11 protein-coding genes are annotated in these 18,586 nt (G+C 34.4%); 7 read left to right on the forward strand and 4 right to left on the reverse strand.

Going from position 1 to position 18,586, the window contains the following annotated elements:
* Positions 1-155: 155 nt before the first annotated feature.
* The 7 genes from HQN62_RS10875 (at position 156) to HQN62_RS10905 (ending at position 5,770) form a co-directional block, all read left to right on the forward strand.
* Complete coding sequence (locus HQN62_RS10875) at positions 156-1,379, forward strand: DUF418 domain-containing protein (protein WP_116798306.1); 1,224 nt, start codon at positions 156-158, stop codon at positions 1,377-1,379.
* Positions 1,380-1,504: 125 nt separating this feature from the next.
* Complete coding sequence (gene pyrR, locus HQN62_RS10880; RefSeq protein WP_111410489.1) at positions 1,505-2,044, forward strand: bifunctional pyr operon transcriptional regulator/uracil phosphoribosyltransferase PyrR; 540 nt, start codon at positions 1,505-1,507, stop codon at positions 2,042-2,044.
* 69 nt (positions 2,045-2,113) lie between these two features.
* The gene (locus HQN62_RS10885; RefSeq protein ID WP_173504375.1) at positions 2,114-3,040 is read left to right on the forward strand and encodes an aspartate carbamoyltransferase catalytic subunit; all 927 of its coding nucleotides are present in this window, start codon (positions 2,114-2,116) and stop codon (positions 3,038-3,040) included.
* Positions 3,041-3,048: 8 nt separating this feature from the next.
* A complete protein-coding gene (locus tag HQN62_RS10890) occupies positions 3,049-3,381 on the forward strand; it encodes a ribonuclease Z (RefSeq protein ID WP_173504376.1) in 333 nt (110 codons plus the stop codon).
* A 138-nt stretch (positions 3,382-3,519) separates the two neighbouring features.
* Positions 3,520-4,428 carry a ribonuclease Z gene (locus tag HQN62_RS10895; RefSeq protein ID WP_116798303.1) on the forward strand — a complete coding sequence of 303 codons (909 nt, stop codon included), beginning with the start codon at positions 3,520-3,522 and terminating at the stop codon, positions 4,426-4,428.
* A 30-nt stretch (positions 4,429-4,458) separates the two neighbouring features.
* Entirely contained in the window at positions 4,459-5,103 is a 645-nt protein-coding gene (gene pdxH, locus HQN62_RS10900) for a pyridoxamine 5'-phosphate oxidase (protein ID WP_173504377.1), read from the forward strand.
* A gap of 160 nt (positions 5,104-5,263) precedes the next feature.
* Complete coding sequence (locus tag HQN62_RS10905; protein WP_116798301.1) at positions 5,264-5,770, forward strand: CAP domain-containing protein; 507 nt, start codon at positions 5,264-5,266, stop codon at positions 5,768-5,770.
* Between the two features lie 71 nt (positions 5,771-5,841).
* Here HQN62_RS10905 and HQN62_RS10910 read toward each other — a convergent pair whose 3' ends face one another.
* From HQN62_RS10910 to HQN62_RS10925, 4 genes are all read right to left on the reverse strand, one after another.
* The gene (locus HQN62_RS10910; protein ID WP_116798300.1) at positions 5,842-7,788 is read right to left on the reverse strand and encodes an OmpA family protein; all 1,947 of its coding nucleotides are present in this window, start codon (positions 7,786-7,788) and stop codon (positions 5,842-5,844) included.
* 54 nt (positions 7,789-7,842) lie between these two features.
* Positions 7,843-8,517, reverse strand: a complete 675-nt coding sequence (locus tag HQN62_RS10915) for a tetratricopeptide repeat protein (RefSeq protein ID WP_173504378.1) — start codon at positions 8,515-8,517, stop codon at positions 7,843-7,845.
* 86 nt (positions 8,518-8,603) lie between these two features.
* Positions 8,604-9,515, reverse strand: a complete 912-nt coding sequence (locus HQN62_RS10920) for a PorP/SprF family type IX secretion system membrane protein (protein ID WP_116798298.1) — start codon at positions 9,513-9,515, stop codon at positions 8,604-8,606.
* A 140-nt stretch (positions 9,516-9,655) separates the two neighbouring features.
* The gene (locus HQN62_RS10925) at positions 9,656-18,574 is read right to left on the reverse strand and encodes a DUF7507 domain-containing protein (protein WP_173504379.1); all 8,919 of its coding nucleotides are present in this window, start codon (positions 18,572-18,574) and stop codon (positions 9,656-9,658) included.
* Positions 18,575-18,586: the final 12 nt, after the last annotated feature.

The raw sequence follows: 18,586 nt of genomic DNA on the forward strand, positions 1-18,586 counted from the left end.
ATAAGCTTCTACATAAATGTAGGAGCTTTTTTTTTGGGCGATAATGTTCAAAATGAGTGTTTTATTTATAATGAATTTAAAAATTAATTTTTAGTTATTTATAGAAAATTAAGATACTTTTGAGAAAATAATTGTTTCATTTTTTTACCGTGTCTATGTCAAAGAGTACTTTTAATTTTAAAACACCAAGAGTAGAAGTTGTTGATGCCTTGAGAGGATTTGCAATTATGTCTATTATGTTATTGCATAATATTGAACATTTTGATTACTATTATTTTCCGGAAGCCTTACCTGAATGGATGAAAGTCTTGGACAAAGTAATTTGGGAAACCTTATTTTTTCTTTTTGGAGGAAAATCGTATGCCATTTTTGCACTGCTTTTTGGCTTTAGTTTTTATATTCAAAATGATAATCAGGAGAAAAAAGGAAAAGATTTTAGAGGTCGATTTATATGGCGTTTATTGCTATTGTTAGGTTTTGGATTTGTAAATACAATTTTTTACGAAGGCGATATATTAATGATTTATGCCGTTTTGGGACTTGCATTAATTCCTGTTTGTAAATGGAATGATAAAGCTGTTTTTATTACTGCGGTTATTTTGATGTTACAGCCTTTGGAGTGGACAAAGTTCGTTTATATGCTATTCCATCCAGAATATGTTCCAATGCCAAATTTATCAGATCATTATTTTGGAATGATGGGCGAGTATCTCAAAAGCACTTCTTTTATGGACTATGCGATAGGTAATCTCAATATTGGGAGATTTGCATCAGTTGCTTGGTCATGGGAAAATGGACGTTTTTTTCAAGCTCCTGCCTTATTTATGTTGGGTATGTTAGTTGGACGCAGAAAACTTTTTATTGCATCGACCGAAAGTAATTTGTTTTGGATAAAAGCTTTGCAATATGCCATTGTTCTTTTTTTACCATTATTTGCATTAAAGACTTTTTTACCAGATATGATAGTTCGAAAAGCGACTATGAGTAGTCTTTCGGTGATTATAACATCTTGGTCAAATCTTGCTTTTATGATTGTTTTGGTGTCCACATTTATTTTGATTTATCAAAAAGAATCGATTCATAATCTTTTGTCAAAACTGATTCCTTTCGGAAAAATGAGTTTGACCAATTACATCATGCAGTCTATCGTTGGTTCCTTTATTTACTACCGATACGGATTGGGACTTGTTGAATATACAGGAGCTACTTATTGTTTACTGATCGGAATAGTTTTGTTTGTTTTGCAATTATCATTTTGTACTTGGTGGTTAAAAACTCATAAGCAAGGACCATTGGAGTATATTTGGCATAAGGCAACATGGATTTCTTTTAGAAAAAAAAGAAATAATTTTTCTGGTGTTGCAATGAATAAATCCTAATTCGGAATTTGTATATTTGCTTAACCAAACTTACGGATGTTTTGAAATTGCTAATATTAAATATTGTATTTCAAAAATAATACTAAAGATGCCGTAAATCTTTTAAAAACAAATAATTGCTAAATATGAATCAAAAAGTGTTACTCAATTCAAAAGAAGTCAATATTATTTTGAATCGTTTGGCTTGTCAATTAATTGAAAAACATCTTGACTTTTCTGATACTGTTTTGATAGGGATTCAGCCTAGAGGAACTTTTTTGGCAGAACGATTAAAAGAATTATTAGAAAAAGAATATCACATACCAAATGTATCTTTAGGATATTTGGATATCACTTTCTTTAGAGATGATTTCCGAAGAACCAATAAGCCTTTGGAAGCCAATAAAACACAAATTGATTTTTTAGTAGAAGACAAAAAAGTCATATTCATTGATGATGTATTGTATACAGGACGTAGTATTCGTGCTGCTTTGACAGCTATCCAATCTTTTGGGAGGCCTTCTGGAATTGAATTATTGACATTGATTGATCGTCGTTTTAGCAGAGACTTACCCATTCAGCCAGATTATCGTGGTCGTCAAGTTGATGCGATTAATGGTGAAAAGGTGAAAGTTTGTTGGGCTGAGCAAGATGGAGAAGATGGTGTTTATTTAGTGACCAATTAGATTTGGAAATTCAAAAATAAAACGGAACTCCATATTAATAATTATAAAAATCTGAAAATCTAAACTATAATGAGCGAATTAAGTGTAAATCATTTATTAGGTATTAAATATATTAATGAAAATGATATTAACCTGATTTTTGAAACTGCCGATCATTTTAAAGAAGTAATTAATCGCCCGATAAAGAAAGTACCTTCGTTGCGCGATATTACAATTGCTAATATTTTTTTTGAAAACAGTACACGAACAAAATTATCATTTGAATTGGCTCAAAAACGTTTATCAGCTGATGTTATTAGTTTTTCGGCAGCACAATCTTCGGTAAAAAAAGGAGAAACATTAATAGATACTGTAAACAATATTCTTTCGATGAAAGTGGATATGGTAGTTATGCGACATTCGAATCCTGGTGCGGCTTATTTTTTATCAAAAAATGTTAAGGCAAGTATTGTAAACGCAGGTGATGGTGCCCATGAACATCCTACACAAGCCTTATTGGACAGTTATTCGATTAGAGAAAAATTAGGAGATGTAACGGGAAAAAAAGTAGTTATTGTTGGTGATATTTTGCATTCAAGAGTAGCACTTTCGAATATATATGCTTTACAAATGCAAGGGGCCGAAGTTAAAGTTTGTGGACCGAAAACACTTATTCCAAGATATATCGAATCACTTGGAGTGACAGTTGAACCTAATTTGCGTAAAGCACTTGAATGGTGTGATGTAGCAAATATGCTAAGAGTTCAAAATGAAAGAATGGATGTTAATTTTTTCCCATCAACTAGAGAGTATGCCCAACAATATGGAGTGGATAAAGTTTTATTGGATTCACTCGATAAAGAAATTGTAATTATGCACCCAGGACCTATAAACCGTGGTGTTGAAATTACAAGCGATGTTGCCGATTCACAACAATCGGTGATTTTAAATCAAGTTGAGAATGGAGTTGCTATTAGGATGGCAGTTATCTATCTTTTGGCTTCAAAAATTCAATAAATTAAGCAATGAAAGTAACTACAAAAGGCCATACAATTATAATTAAAGATACTGAAGGAGATATTGTGGAATTTTTGGAAAAAGTAAATAGCCAATATAATAGTTTCAAAGAGCATAATCTTATTTTGGATATTTCACATGACAAATCAGTTGATATCAAGTCAATCAAGATTTTTTCAGATTTAGCCAAAATACATAAAAAAGAAAAAAAATCGTTAGTTTTTGTTGTTGAAGAAATAGATTTTAATAAAGTTCCTAAATCCATTATTGTTGTACCAACCCAATTGGAAGCACAGGATTTAATAGAGATGGATGAAATTGAAAGAGATTTAGGATTTTAAGTGTTTAAAATGGTTTAAAAGTTTGATCGTTTTATGCTTAATCGTTTGATATTTGGAACGAATAAATAGTGCCAGTTTAAACAATTTTAAACTCTTGAAGGATTAAACAATTTAAACAAATAACAAAATAAACTAAATTTGAAACTTACCATCTTAGGCTGTTATGCCGCTACCCCCCGTACTTTAACCAATCCCACTTCACAGGTTCTAGAAATTAAAAATAGACTTTTTTTGATTGACTGTGGAGAAGGAACCCAAGTTCAGTTGCGTAAAAACAAATTGAAATTTTCAAAAATCAATCATGTTTTTATTTCTCATTTGCACGGGGATCATTTTTTTGGATTAATTGGTTTGATATCCACTTTTGCTCTTTTAGGGCGGACTACAGATTTACATATTTATGGTCCAAAAGGGATCAAAGAGATAATTGATTTGCAATTAAAATTATCAAATTCATGGACTAATTATCAATTGTTCTTTCATGAATTGCAATCTAAGGAAAGTGAAATCGTTTATGAAGATGATAAAGTAATCGTAAAAACGATTCCATTAAAGCATCGTGTTTACACCAATGGTTTTTTATTTCAAGAAAAAATGGGGGAGCGCAGACTCGATTTGAACGCTGTCCATGATTATGAGATTAATACATGTTATTATCAGAATATAAAGAATGGAAGAGACATTACACTTGAAGATGGCCGAATCGTTGAAAATGCTAAATTGACTTTTGATCCAATTCCCGCTTTGAGTTATGCTTTTTGCTCGGATACCAAATACTGTGAGGATATAATTCCTTTAATAGAAAATGTTACTGTATTATATCACGAATCTACATTTTTGCAATCCGAAGAAGCATTAGCAATGAAAACGATGCATTCAACGGCGAAGGAGGCAGCAAGAATTGCTTTGAAAGCCAATGTTAAGCAATTGATCTTAGGACATTATTCTACTCGTTACGATAGTATTGATTTGTTTAAAAAAGAAGCTGAAACCATTTTTAAAGAGGTACTATTGGCAGAAGATGGTAAAAGCTTCGATTTTGAATAACCATTTTAGAAAATTTTAAGTTTAAAAAAAATGAAGGATTTAAGTAGCTATAGAAAATCATACGAGAAAAGTGAATTATTAGAATCTACCATTCCGGAAGATCCTATAAATCTTTTTAATAGATGGTTTCACGAAGAAGAAGATTTTGATGAAAGTGGAGAAGTCAATGCTATGACAGTTTCTACAATTGGATTGGATGGATATCCGAAATCACGTATTGTTTTATTGAAGAAATTCAATGAAGAAGGTTTTATTTTTTTTACTAATTATAATTCTGAAAAGGGTAGGGCTATAATTAATAATCCCAAAATTTGTCTCTCTTTTTTTTGGGAAAGCTTGGAACGACAGGTAATAATAAAGGGGATTGCCCAGAAAACTTCCGAGAATATTTCAGACGGATATTTTGAGTCAAGACCAGATGGAAGTAAATTAGGGGCCATAGTATCCAATCAAAGTGAGGTAGTGCCCTCAAGGGACTATCTTGAAGAAAATTTAAAGCAATTAGAGAAAGATTTTGAAGGAAAAGAAATTCCACGACCAAAGCATTGGGGAGGTTTTTTGGTAACACCTTTAGAAGTAGAGTTTTGGCAAGGAAGACCCAATCGTTTGCATGATAGGATTCGCTATACGCTTCAGGAAGATTTTTCATGGAAAATTTCTCGTCTTGCTCCATAATGTAAGAATACGCTATTATCTTTTGCAATTTTTATGTAGTTCATCGATTTTATTTGGTACTTTTAAGTTTAGTGAGTTTATTTGGATTAAAATTCAACCTAAACCGTTAACATTAAAGCAGTTTGCCCCCAATCTACTTTAAACTTAAACTACTATTTTTATGAATTCGAAATTACTTCGTTTGTCTTTTTTTGCTGCAGTTTTGTGTTTTATGGTTTCCTGTACTGCCGAGGACAGTGCTACAACAAGAGAAACTTCCGAAAATTCTCCAATTGTTTTGAACTATGATTATAGTCCGGTTGAATTAGAAACAATGGCTTTGATCAACAATTACCGAGTAAGTATAGGTTTGAATGCGTTGGAAAAAATTAATCATATTTCATATAAATCCGAAGAGCATGATAATTATATGATTGCCAATAATGTAGTGAATCATGATGATTTTGATGCACGTTCAGCAAATATTATAAAAGTTTTGCATGCAAAAAATGTAAGTGAAAATATAGCCTACAATTACAATAGTGCCAAAGGTGCATTTGATGCTTGGCTAAAAAGCGAAGGACATAAACAAAATATAGAAGGTGATTTTACACATTTTGGAATTTCAATCAGAGAAAATCCAGCAAATGGTAAAAAATATTATACAAATATCTTTGTTAAGATTTAAATTCAAAACTGAATAAAAAACAAAAAAAAACTACCTTAATGGTAGTTTTTTTTGTTTAAAAGAAGATCTCTTTATAGAGCAGTAATGATAAATTCGCTACGTCTATTTTGTTGGTGTTCTTCTTCAGTACATTCTATTCCATCGGAACATTTATTAACTAATTGGGTTTCTCCATAACCTTTGCTGGTTAGTCTATTAGGACTAATACCATTTTTGATTAACCAATCTTTGGTTGATTTGGCTCTTCTTTCAGATAATCCTTCATTGTATTTAAAAGAAGCACGACTATCTGTATGTGAACGGATATCAATTTTCATGTTTGGATATTCAGCCATTACGTCTAATATTTTAGCTAAATCCAGAGCGGCTTCTGATCTAATATTTGATTTGTCTAAATCAAAATAGATCCATTTAATTCCAAAGCATTTACCTAAATCATCACCAACCGCCACTTTGCATAGCGCTTTTTCAAAAGCTAAATCCAATTTAGTTTTACAATCGGGAGTAGGGGCTATTGTTATCGTTTTTTCTACAGTTGTATAATCTCCTTTTTCAGCTCTTACACTATATGTTTTTTTCTTTTTTAAATTAGTAAATGAATAATTACCATTAGAATCAGATTGAACACTACTGATTATTTTATGTTGATCATCATAAAGTGTTACTTTGGAATCTGGAAGTACCTGTCCTGAAACCAATTCTGAGATAACTCCCCCTAATTCAGGTTTACAAAGAGGTTTTACTTCTAAAAATTGATAAATATCATCATATCCTTTCCCACCATCTCTATTGGAAGAGAAAAAACCAATTTTATTCTTTGTATTTATTAAATATGCAAAATCATCTTTTGGGGAATTGACATCAGCACCCACATTTTGCACCTCATCGAAAGTTCCGTCTGGATTAATTTTTGATACAAATATATCCAAACCTCCAAGTCCAGAATGCGTATCGGAAGAAAAATAGATTTCGTTTTCATCGCTCACAAACGGAAAGGTTTCTTTTCCTACGGTGTTAATAGTTTGTCCTAAATTTTGAGGGGTCCCGTAGCTACCATCGCTATTTATGCTAACTCTAAAAATATCTGATTCTCCCAAGGTTCCAGGCATATCTGAGACAAAATATAATGTTTTTTCATCAGGACTAAGAGCGGGATGAGCAGTACTATAATTGTTGCTGTTGAATGGCAACTCAGTAACATTTCCCCAATCTTTGTCTCCAAAACTGGCTTTGTATAATTTAATCAATGTAACTTTATTATCATCTTTTCCTTTTTTTCCTTCCAAATAATTATTTCTGGTGAAATACATAGTCTTGCCGTCTTTTGTAAAAATTGCACTGGCTTCATGAAATTTTGATTTCACACCTTTTGAAAATTTGCTTACTTTTTCAGCCTTTAATGAATCACCACTTAAGTTAGCTTCATATAAATTTGTAAAATACTGATCTGTCCAAGTATGTTTTCTTTGTCCTAAGCTTCCTGTATCTCTTGACGAAGTAAAAACTAATTTATTTTCATTGTAGAATGAACTTCCATAATCAGAATATTTAGTGTTAATTCCAGCGTCCTTAACTTTATATCGTCCTGAATTTTCTTTTATTTCATCTAAGAAATTTACTTCCTGAATATAAAGCTCTCCTTTTTTGGCATTGTCTGATTTTTCATTGTAGATTTTAAGCATTTCATTTGCCTTTTCATTATCACCTGTAGATCTTAGGCAGTAGGCATATCTGTAATAGTATACAGGATCAACATTTGTTGTTAAAGCAAATAACTGGCCATACCAATTAGCAGCCTTATCTAATTCAGAATTAAAGAAATATGCATTACCCAATTTTTGGAACATATCAGGTGATTGATATCCTTTTGCAGCAATTCTTTCGTATGTTTTTATTGCGTCAATATAGGCGTAATTGTCGTATTTTTTATCCGCATTTGCTACTTTAGCTTTTTGGGCATAATTGCTTAATGAAGAGAAGTAAAGTATTGCTAAGTAAATTACTGTAATGTTTTTCATAATATTAATTTTTTAGGAATCTTTAATAATATTTTTGATTACTATAAGAGTTTTTCATCGAGTATTGTTACTAGATAATTGATTGAATTTTTTTAGATATTCATTGGCCTTATCCGTTTTTCCAATCGATTTTAGCGCAATAGAATAGCGGTAATAATATTCAGGTTCTAAATCCGATGTTTTACTAAATAGTTTGCCATAACATTTTTCAGCTTTATCTAATTCGTCATTAAAAAAATAGGAGTCTCCCATTTTTTTTAACATATCAATAGATTCATATCCTTTTTCTGCAACTCTTTCATATGTTTTAATAATATCTATATAAGCATACGAATCTACTTTTTTTGGTGCATCGGAAATTGAAATTTTTGCATTTTCAGTTTTCAATGTTGTATCCGATTTTAGAATAGTTTTTTCATCTTGTAGCCCTTCTTTAAATACAGGTGTAACAATTCGTTTGCTGTTTGGACCTAAATCATATGTTCGAATTAGTTTTGGGTTACTTACATCATAAACTGTTTTGTAACCTCCAAATTTCATGGGGACGGTTTCTTCTACATGATAATATTTCACTTTCATGTTAGGATGGTAAATTTTATCATCCATTGCTAAACTATTTGTAGAATCACCTATTTTTTTTTCATTTAATGAACCCGTACTTTTTTGAGTCCAACTATTGAATGAAAATAAACTTATAATTACCGTGTAAAGAAGTATTTGATTTTTCATGACATTTATTTTAAGAGTAAACACTTTTTATGATGTAATTACTATTTGCTGACTCTTTTCATTAATAGACTAAAACTATTATAGGATTAAAAGAATCTAGGTGTTGTGATTTTGTTATTTTTCTTAAATATCTCATAACGTAAGAAAATCTCATGAGAACCAGAGTTGTAATTATCTAGTTCAGTAGTTTCAAAATCGTAGCTATATCCAACGTAGAAAGCGTCTGAAATTTGGAAACCAGCCATCGCGCTCACTGACGCACTCCATCTGTAGGCCAGACCAACAACAAATTTTTCGTTGAACATAAAGTTACCTGAAAGATCAACTTGTAAAGGGGAACCTTCCACTAATTTGGTCATGAAAGTAGGTTTAAACTTTATTGATTGGTTTAAATCAAAAACATATCCCCCAATCAAATAATAGTTTATTTTTTCTTTATAAATAGCTACATCATTATCATTGTATGCATCTGTCTCTATAAAGTTAGGAATTGAAAATCCTAAATAGGCTTTATGTGAATGTAAATAAATACCAGCTCCAATATTTGGGGAAAATTCATTGTCAAAATTTTGAAATTGGGGATCCGTTTGATCACTTGGATTTAATTTATTCACATCTATGCTAAATAAATTTGCGGTTCCCTTCACACCAAATGACAACTTATACGATTCAGAAACTGGAATAGTGTAGGATATATCAGCCGATATGGAATTGGTAGTTGATGGCCCAATTTCGTCATTTACTATAGAAACACCTAATCCTAATTTGCTATTGTTGAAAGGAGTGTTTACAGATAATGTATTGGTTATAGGAGCACCATCAAGGCCAACCCATTGCGTACGATGCAAAGCGAAAAAGCTTAAGGCACCTCTCGAACCAGCATATGCAGGGTTCACATTTATTGTGTTGTACATATATTGAGTATATTGAGCATCTTGTTGCGCATAACTTGCAATGGCTGTAAACATCATAACGATTGAAAATAATTTTGTTTTCATAGTTAGCTATTTGTTGGTTTAAATTGGCTATTTTTCAACAGCATAGTTTTGAGGATTTATTTATTAATAGTATTGTTTTTTATAAAAGATAGTTGAAGATGCTCTGAAGAGGCAATCCTCAGAGCATTTTCAATTCCTATTTATTTTACTAAATAGAGATATCCATCTTTTTTAACGTTTAGTGTTTTGCCAAGGCCATCAACGGTGTCGTAACTTATGATGTAGAAGTATGTTCCTGTTGGCAAACCTTCGTTTTTATTAATGGTTGTTCTTCCCTCGGATCTTCCTCTAAATGCGTTACCTTCATTATTATAATTGTCTTTCTCGAAAACTAAAACTCCCCAACGATTGAATACTTCAACTCTTATATTTTTATAGCAATCGTTGTTTTCTAAGTTTTCAATTTGGAAATAATCATTTCGACCATCTTCATTAGCAGAGAAGGCATTGTGTACAATTATAGTTTTACAAGGAAGCACTTTACAATCATCATTAATTGGCATTATGAGGATTAGACTTCTTGGACAATCACCTGCAACTTTATATTCAAAATGGTATGTGTTTACAGGTATTCCAAAAGCATTTAGAATATTCCCGTTTAATACTCCCACATTATCAGTGTTGATCCAAGTTCCATCTGTTGGTATTCCTTCAGGTAATAATTTTGTCAAATCAATCGGAGTTGTATCAGCATTACAAAATGCAGGGCTGGTGATTGTTATAGGCTCAATTGCAGCAACATTGATTGTGATTGTTGATGTACCGCAGTTTGTAGGATTTGCAGCTTCACAAACTTGATAGTCAAAAGTGTATTGTCCTGCTGCTACTCCTTTTATGAATGTTACATTTCCTTGTTCATCTATTTTGATGTATTGTCCGAGTGCAGTTAACAATTTGAATTTAAAATCACTCAAATTTGCTGGTGAACCATTCAATAAATCGTTGCTTAAAGCATTTCGGATTGCATCACCAATTGTACATTGCGTTACACTAAAGAGGTCAGCGGTCGGTTGTATGTCGGCAAACATTTTACAACTGATACCAAAATCGATATCCAAATGAACTTGGTTATCAGCACTTACAACAGCCGTTTGTGGATTAGCATTTGTAGGTCCACAAACTTCAAAGCTTGCTGGTTTATCAGTTTTTGGAGATTTTCCATTTTTAGTTGTACTTGGTAAAACTTTTACTAATCCTGTAGCACCCATTGCTGAAGATTGCGCTTCTAAGTTGGCATCCATTTTTAGTTCAACTTTATAGTCTCCGAATGCTCCAACAGGCGGTCTGTTTCTCCAGAAACCTTGAATACCAATAATAACACTGGCAGCGTAATCATTAGGGCCTGTTACAAATATATTTGAAGATTTTGCGTTACCAAAACCAGCCGCATTCAATTCCCCAACATTCGTTGGACCTTGATAGCTACCATCACCATTAAGGTCAATCCATTCCCATTTGCTATAATCAAATGATCCATTGGCATCAGGTATGTTTTTAGTTACCAAATTATCATTGTTGGCATCAAACCATTCGTCTTGTATTCCATTGTTGTTTGCATCGTACCAAACAAAGTCTCCTAATACAGGCAAATCAGATTTGTCATATCCAAAATCATGTGTTTGATATATACAGTTTTCTAAAGTTGTAAAGAATAAACTTGAATTTATTGGATATAATTGATAGGCACTATTTAAATTGGCATCTTGTACTTGCACTAAATAATCACCGGGAATCATTCCTGTAAAATTATAATAGCCTTGAGCATTAGTGATTCTAATTAGTATTGGGCCAGTTGTTGTTCCTTGAGGAACTAACGTTACTGGGACATTTGCTAGAGGAGTGTTAGTCCCTGCATTGAAAACAATACCGGCAATTTTTGTAGTATTATTACAAATTACAGTTATAGTTACAGTCGCAGTATCACAATTTCCATTGTCTGCAATTTCACAAATTTGATACACTAAGGTATATGTTCCAGCTGGCGTGCCATCTTTTAAATCTATAGATCCATCTGTATTCATTGTCATATAACCTGTTGCATCTGGTGTTACTAAAGTTAAAGTAACATCGGCAGGATTTACAGCCGCAGTATTCAAAGTATCATTGGTGAATACATTAAGAACATTAGAAGCACCATTTATTCCGTCTATAGGCCCAGCTGTGTCATCTACAGCATCAATTTTAAATGTAGGTCTAGAGGTGCAGAATGGATCCGATGGAGGATAATTTGCTACTATTGTTTGACTTGGATTTAATGTAAATGTCACAGAAGCTGTTGGTCTAAGGTTTTCAAAACCATCAGGGCCTTCAATCCATTTTCCGTCTACCAATAACCAACCAGGCCAATCGGTTCCATTACCATTTTCATCAACAATTGCTCCTGGCCAAAGTACTTTTCCATTCAATGGTAAGTTAGTCATTGTTGCAACTACATTATTATTACTATCAGTCCATGTCAATGTCAATCCATTTACAGGAGTGAAATTATTGGCAGTAGTTGTATAGCTGAAGTAAGGAACATCATTAATACAAATTCCTTCCCCAGATACTGTCATGGTTGGTCCTTCTATATTTACGGTTACTGTAGCGGTATCACAATTCGTGTTGTTTAATTTTTCACATATTTGATATGTCATTGTTTGAGTTCCAACTGGAGCATCTGGTAATACATCAATTGAACCATCAGGATTCATTTGTAAAAATGGGTTTGATGTTACAGTTGTTAAAATTACATCTGCTGGATTTACAGGCAATGCATTCAATGTATCATTAGTGAAAACGTTGATGACATTTGGTGTAGTTTGATTCACACCAACAATTGTACCTGCATTATCATCTACAGCATCAATTGGATTTGTTTTTTCGTTCACAATTTCATCATCTGATGCACTTATTGGTGTTTCATTTGGCGTAAATCCATCCGCTTTTGCAACATTAGTAACTGAACCTGTATTTAAATCTTCTTGAGTTACAGTATAACTTTGTGTATATTCTGAACTCGCACCTGGAGCTAAATCAGCTATAATTGTGTCTAATCCAGTAAGTGGATCTTTTACGGTTATTTGATGTAATGTTTGGTTACCTGTGTTTTTTACAGTTATGGTATAATTAATTACATCTCCAACAACACTATAACTTGCAGTTGTTGCGGTTTTAATAACTACCAATCCAGGAGACTGAGTTAGCGGTGTAATTGTACAATCAGGACATTCTGGATCTATTGGACAAGTGGTACAAGGTGTAGGATCTGATGAAGTATCCGTTACAGGATTTCCTTTTGGATCTTTTGATGTCACCGTTGCCAAGTTATACACATATCCAGTATTGATGTCTTCTTGAGTGATAGCATGCGAACCAGAAAATGTTGTTGAGTCCGTTGCCCCGACAGCTAAGACTGCAATTGGTCCGCCTGTAATAGTTGCATTATTATCAGTGACTGTTACATTGGTTAATGTTACATTTCCAGTATTTTTCACTACGAAATTGTAAGTAACCATGTCTCCCACATTCGTAATACCATCATTATTACTATCTACATAAGTTCCGTCTTTAGTAATGTTTATACTAGGAGATTGTGTTAGTGGTGTAATTGTACAATCAGGACACTCAGGATCGATTGGACAAGTGGTACAAGGCGTAGGATCAGAAGAAGTATCCGTTACAGGATTTCCTTTTGGATCTTTTGATGTCACCGTTGCTAAGTTATACACATATCCAGTATTGATGTCTTCTTGAGTGATGACATGCGAACCGGAGAATGTTGTTGAGTCAGTTGCCCCGACAGCTAAGACTGCAATTGGTCCGCCTGTAATAGTTGCATTATTATCAGTGACTGTTACATTGGTTAATGTTACATTTCCAGTATTTTTCACTACGAAATTGTAAGTAACCATGTCTCCCACATTCGTAATACCATCATTATTACTATCTACATAAGTTCCGTCTTTAGTAATGTTTATACTAGGAGATTGTGTTAGTGGTGTAATTGTACAATCAGGACACTCAGGATCGATTGGACAAGTGGTACAAGGCGTAGGATCAGAAGAAGTATCCGTTACAGGATTTCCTTTTGGATCTTTTGATGTCACCGTTGCTAAGTTATACACATATCCAGTATTGATGTCTTCTTGAGTGATGACATGCGAACCGGAGAATGTTGTTGAGTCAGTTGCCCCGACAGCTAAGACTGCAATTGGTCCGCCTGTAATAGTTGCATTATTATCAGTGACTGTTACATTGGTTAATGTTACATTTCCAGTATTTTTCACTACGAAATTGTAAGTAACCACGTCTCCCACATTCGTAATACCATCATTATTACTATCTACATAAGTTCCGTCTTTAGTAATGTTTATACTTGGAGATTGTGTTAGTGGTGTAATTGTACAATCAGGACACCCAGGATCGATTGGACAAGTGGTACAAGGTGTCGGGTCTGAAGATGTGTCGGTCACAGTTTTATCTTCAGGATCTTTTGCTGTTGCCGTAGCTAAGTTGTATACATATCCTGTATTGATATCATCTTGAGTGATAACATGTGAGCCAGAGAATGTGGTTGAGTCGCTAGCTCCAACAGCTAGTGTAGCAATTGGCCCACCTGTTATAGTTGCATTGTTATCTGTAACTGTTACATTGGTAAGGTCTACACTTCCAGTATTAGTGACTACAAAGGTGTAAGTGACAATATCTCCAACATTGGTGATACCATCATTATTACTATCCACATAGGTTCCGTCTTTGGTAATATTGATACTTGATTCAGAAATTATATATGTATAATTAGCTTTACAACCTTTGCTATCAGTAATTTCAACACTATATGTACCATTTGGTAAGTTTGAAATATCTTCTGTTGTTGCTCCATTTGACCATAAGAATGTATATGGAGCTGTTCCTCCCGAAACTGTTAGATTAATGGAACCATTGCTGCAACCAATACAATTATTGTTATTAATGATTATTGCTGTAGCGCTTAAAGTGGCACTTGGTTGGGTGATGGTAATCGATTTGGTTGCTTTACAGCCTTTGCTATCCGTCACGGTCACTTCATAAGTTCCAGCACCAATGCCTGATAAATCTTCAGTAGTGGCGGCAATTGTATTTCCGTCTTTTTTCCAAGTAAAAGTATAAGGAGAAGTTCCACCCGTGATAGTCAAGTTGATGGCTCCAGTAGTATCATTATGACAGTTTACGTTGGTTTGCGAAGTTACGGCGATGCTTAACGTGGCATTTGGTTGAGTTATTATGATTGATTTGGTTGCTTTACAACCTTTGGCATCGGTTACGGTTACTTCATAAGTTCCGGCGCCAATTCCAGATAAATCTTGAGTTGTGGCTGCGATCGCGTTTCCGTCTTTTTTCCAAGTATAAGTATAAGGAGAAGTTCCTCCAGAGATAGTCAAATCTATGGCTCCAGTGGTATCATTATAACAGTTTACGTTGGTTTGTGAAGTTACGGCGATGCTTAAACCTGCGTCTGGTTGAGTGATTGTAATCGATTTTATTGCTTTACAGCCTTTGCTATCTGTCACGGTCACTTCATAAGTTCCAGCACCAATTCCAGATAAATCTTGAGTTGTGGCTGCGATCGCGTTTCCGTCTTTTTTCCAGGTATAAGTATAAGGAGAAGTTCCGCCAGAGATAGTCAAATCTATGGCTCCAGTGGTATCGTTATAACAGTTCACGTTGGTTTGTGAAGTTACGGCTATACTTAAACCCGCATTTGGTTGAGTAATTGTAATCGATTTTATTGCTTTACAACCTTTATCATCGGTTACGGTTACTTCATAAGTTCCGGCGCCAATTCCAGATAAATCTTGAGTTGTGGCTGCGATCGCGTTTCCGTCTTTTTTCCAAGTATAAGTATAAGGAGAAGTTCCTCCAGAGATAGTCAAATCTATGGCTCCAGTGGTATCGTTATAACAGTTCACATTGGTTTGAGAGGTTACGGCGATGCTTAAACCTGCGTCTGGTTGAGTGATTGTAATCGATTTTATTGCTTTACAACCTTTATCATCGGTTACGGTTACTTCATAAGTTCCGGCGCCAATTCCAGATAAATCTTGAGTTGTGGCTGCGATCGCGTTTCCGTCTTTTTTCCAGGTATAAGTATAAGGAGAAGTTCCTCCAGTGATAGTCAAATCTATGGCTCCAGTGGTATCGTTATAACAGTTCACGTTGGTTTGTGAAGTTACGGCTATACTTAAACCCGCATTTGGTTGAGTAATTGTAATCGATTTTATTGCTTTACAACCTTTATCATCGGTCACGGTTACTTCATAAGTTCCGGCTCCAATTCCAGATAAATCTTGAGTTGTGGCTGCGATTGCGTTTCCGTCTTTTTTCCAGGTATAAGTATAAGGAGAAGTTCCTCCAGTGATAGTCAAATCTATGGCTCCAGTGGTATCGTTATAACAGTTAACGTTGGTTTGAGAGGTTACGGCTATACTTAAACCCGCATTTGGTTGAGTAATTGTAATCGATTTGATTGCTTTACAACCTTTATCATCGGTCACGGTTACTTCATATGTTCCGGCGCCAATTCCAGATAAATCTTGAGTTGTGGCTGCGATTGCGTTTCCGTCTTTTTTCCAAGTAAAAGTATAAGGAGAAGTTCCTCCAGAGATAGTCAAATCTATGGCTCCAGTGATATCGTTATAACAGTTAACGTCGGTTTGAGAGGTTACGGCTATACTTAAACCCGCACTTGGTTGAGTAATTGTGATCGATTTTATTGCTTTACAACCTTTATCATCGGTCACGGTTACTTCATAAGTTCCGGCGCCAATTCCAGATAAATCTTGAGTTGTGGCTGCGATCACGTTTCCGTCTTTTTTCCAGGTATAAGTATAAGGAGAAGTTCCTCCAGTGATAGTCAAATCTATGGCTCCAGTGGTATCGTTATAACAGTTAACGTCGGTTTGAGAGGTTACGGCTATACTTAAACCCGCATTTGGTTGAGTAATTGTGATCGATTTTATTGCTTTACAACCTTTATCATCGGTTACGGTTACTTCATATGTTCCGGCTCCAATTCCAGATAAATCTTGAGTTGTGGCTGCGATTGCGTTTCCGTCTTTTTTCCAGGTATAAGTATAAGGAGAAGTTCCGCCAGAGATAGTCAAATCTATGGCTCCAGTGGTATCGTTATAACAGTTCACGTTGGTTTGTGAAGTTACGGCGATGCTTAAACCCGCATTTGGTTGAGTAATTGTGATCGATTTGATTGCTTTACAACCTTTATCATCGGTCACGGTTACTTCATATGTTCCGGCGCCAATTCCAGATAAATCTTGAGTTGTGGCTGCGATTGCGTTTCCGTCTTTTTTCCAAGTATAAGTATAAGGAGAAGTTCCGCCAGAGATAGTCAAATCTATGGCTCCAGTGGTATCGTTATAACAGTTAACGTCGGTTTGAGAGGTTACGGCTATACTTAAACCCGCATTTGGTTGAGTAATTGTGATCGATTTTATTGCTTTACAACCTTTATCATCGGTTACGGTTACTTCATATGTTCCGGCTCCAATTCCAGATAAATCTTGAGTTGTGGCTGCGATTGCGTTTCCGTCTTTTTTCCAAGTATAAGTATAAGGAGAAGTTCCTCCAGAGATAGTCAAGTCGATGGCGCCAGTAGTATCGCCATAGCATTTAATGTCGGTTTGAGAGGTCACGGCTATACTTAAACCCGCATTTGGTTGAGTAATAGTAACTGATAATTCGCTTGATGCACAGCCGTTTTTATCTGTTGCAATTACAGTATAAGTGCCAGATCCTAATCCAGTTAAGTTTTGAGTGGTTGCATACGCTGATCCATTTTTTTTCCATGCATAAGTATAAGGGCCTGTTCCTCCTGTGGCATCATTAATTGTTATTGCACCGGTGGTATCTCCAAAACAATTCACATTAGTTTGCGAAGCTAAAGTAACAGAAGGGCAGGGGATATTTGTGGAAGGTGTTGCAATGTCCAAGAATGTATTTGTACATGCTGAATTTTTATAATCAAGTCTTGAAGTACTAACCGTTTTTGTACCACAGACATTTGATTTTGGAGTCAATTCATATTTTAATGTAATAGTTTCAACATTCAAAAAATCTATATTCCAAGAAATAACTTGTCCAGAAACTGATGCTGTTCCTTTAGAAGGGGTAATAGCTCCAATTGTAAAATCAGCACTTACAGTTTCTTTGTCAAATGGGGTGCCCGAAATTTGTTGAGCGACCCAAGAAAGTTGTGTAAATATATTTGAGTATATACCGGTCAAATCTGCACCACTTTCTGTAAAAAATGCTCCTGCGGATTGAATATTGTTTAAAGTATATTCAGCATTAGTTTGATCAGTACCGGAAATAGCACCAAAAAGGCCTACGCTAAATATTTGATTATTATATACAACACTTGATACAGTTGTTGTTTTAGCATCAGTTGCAGCCGTTATAGCTGATTGGATACAGCTACCACCTTGACCTGCCGTGCAAGATTGATCGTTACCAGTTCTATTAGCAACACCATCTGTCAATAATACAATACTTCTAGAGGTTACACAATCAAATGTTCCATGAGCTGTTAGTTCATCGTCTGCTTTTTTAATACCATCTTGAATATTAGTACTACCATTTGCAGTCAATGCATTTATTGCACTTATCAAATCGGCTTGGCCAGTTGATAAGGTTAATGGTTTTACAATGGTGGCAGTATTACTATATTTAACTATGGAAATTTTGTTTTTTCCAGTTGGATTATTAGCGGCTAGAAAAGTTTTATTTATAAAATCTATAGCTGCATCTTGTGCATGGGCTAAAGGTTTTGGATTATTACCATCACCCATACTCCCAGAAACATCGATGACTAAAACTACTTCAAGAGGTCTTGAAACTGGATTGGCGCCTTGAATTTTTAATTCTACATCAATTTTCCCACAAACACCTGGTCTAACCGTAACTGTTTTTGTAGGGGTAATTGTTTGTGCAGAACCTAGTACAGATGACAGAATTAAAAGAATTGCAAATAATTCTTTTTTTAATCCTTCTATATAATTGCTGAAGTGTAAATTTTTTTTCATTTTTTAACTATA

Source organism: Flavobacterium sp. M31R6, from assembly GCF_013284035.1.
Lineage (GTDB): Bacteria > Bacteroidota > Bacteroidia > Flavobacteriales > Flavobacteriaceae > Flavobacterium.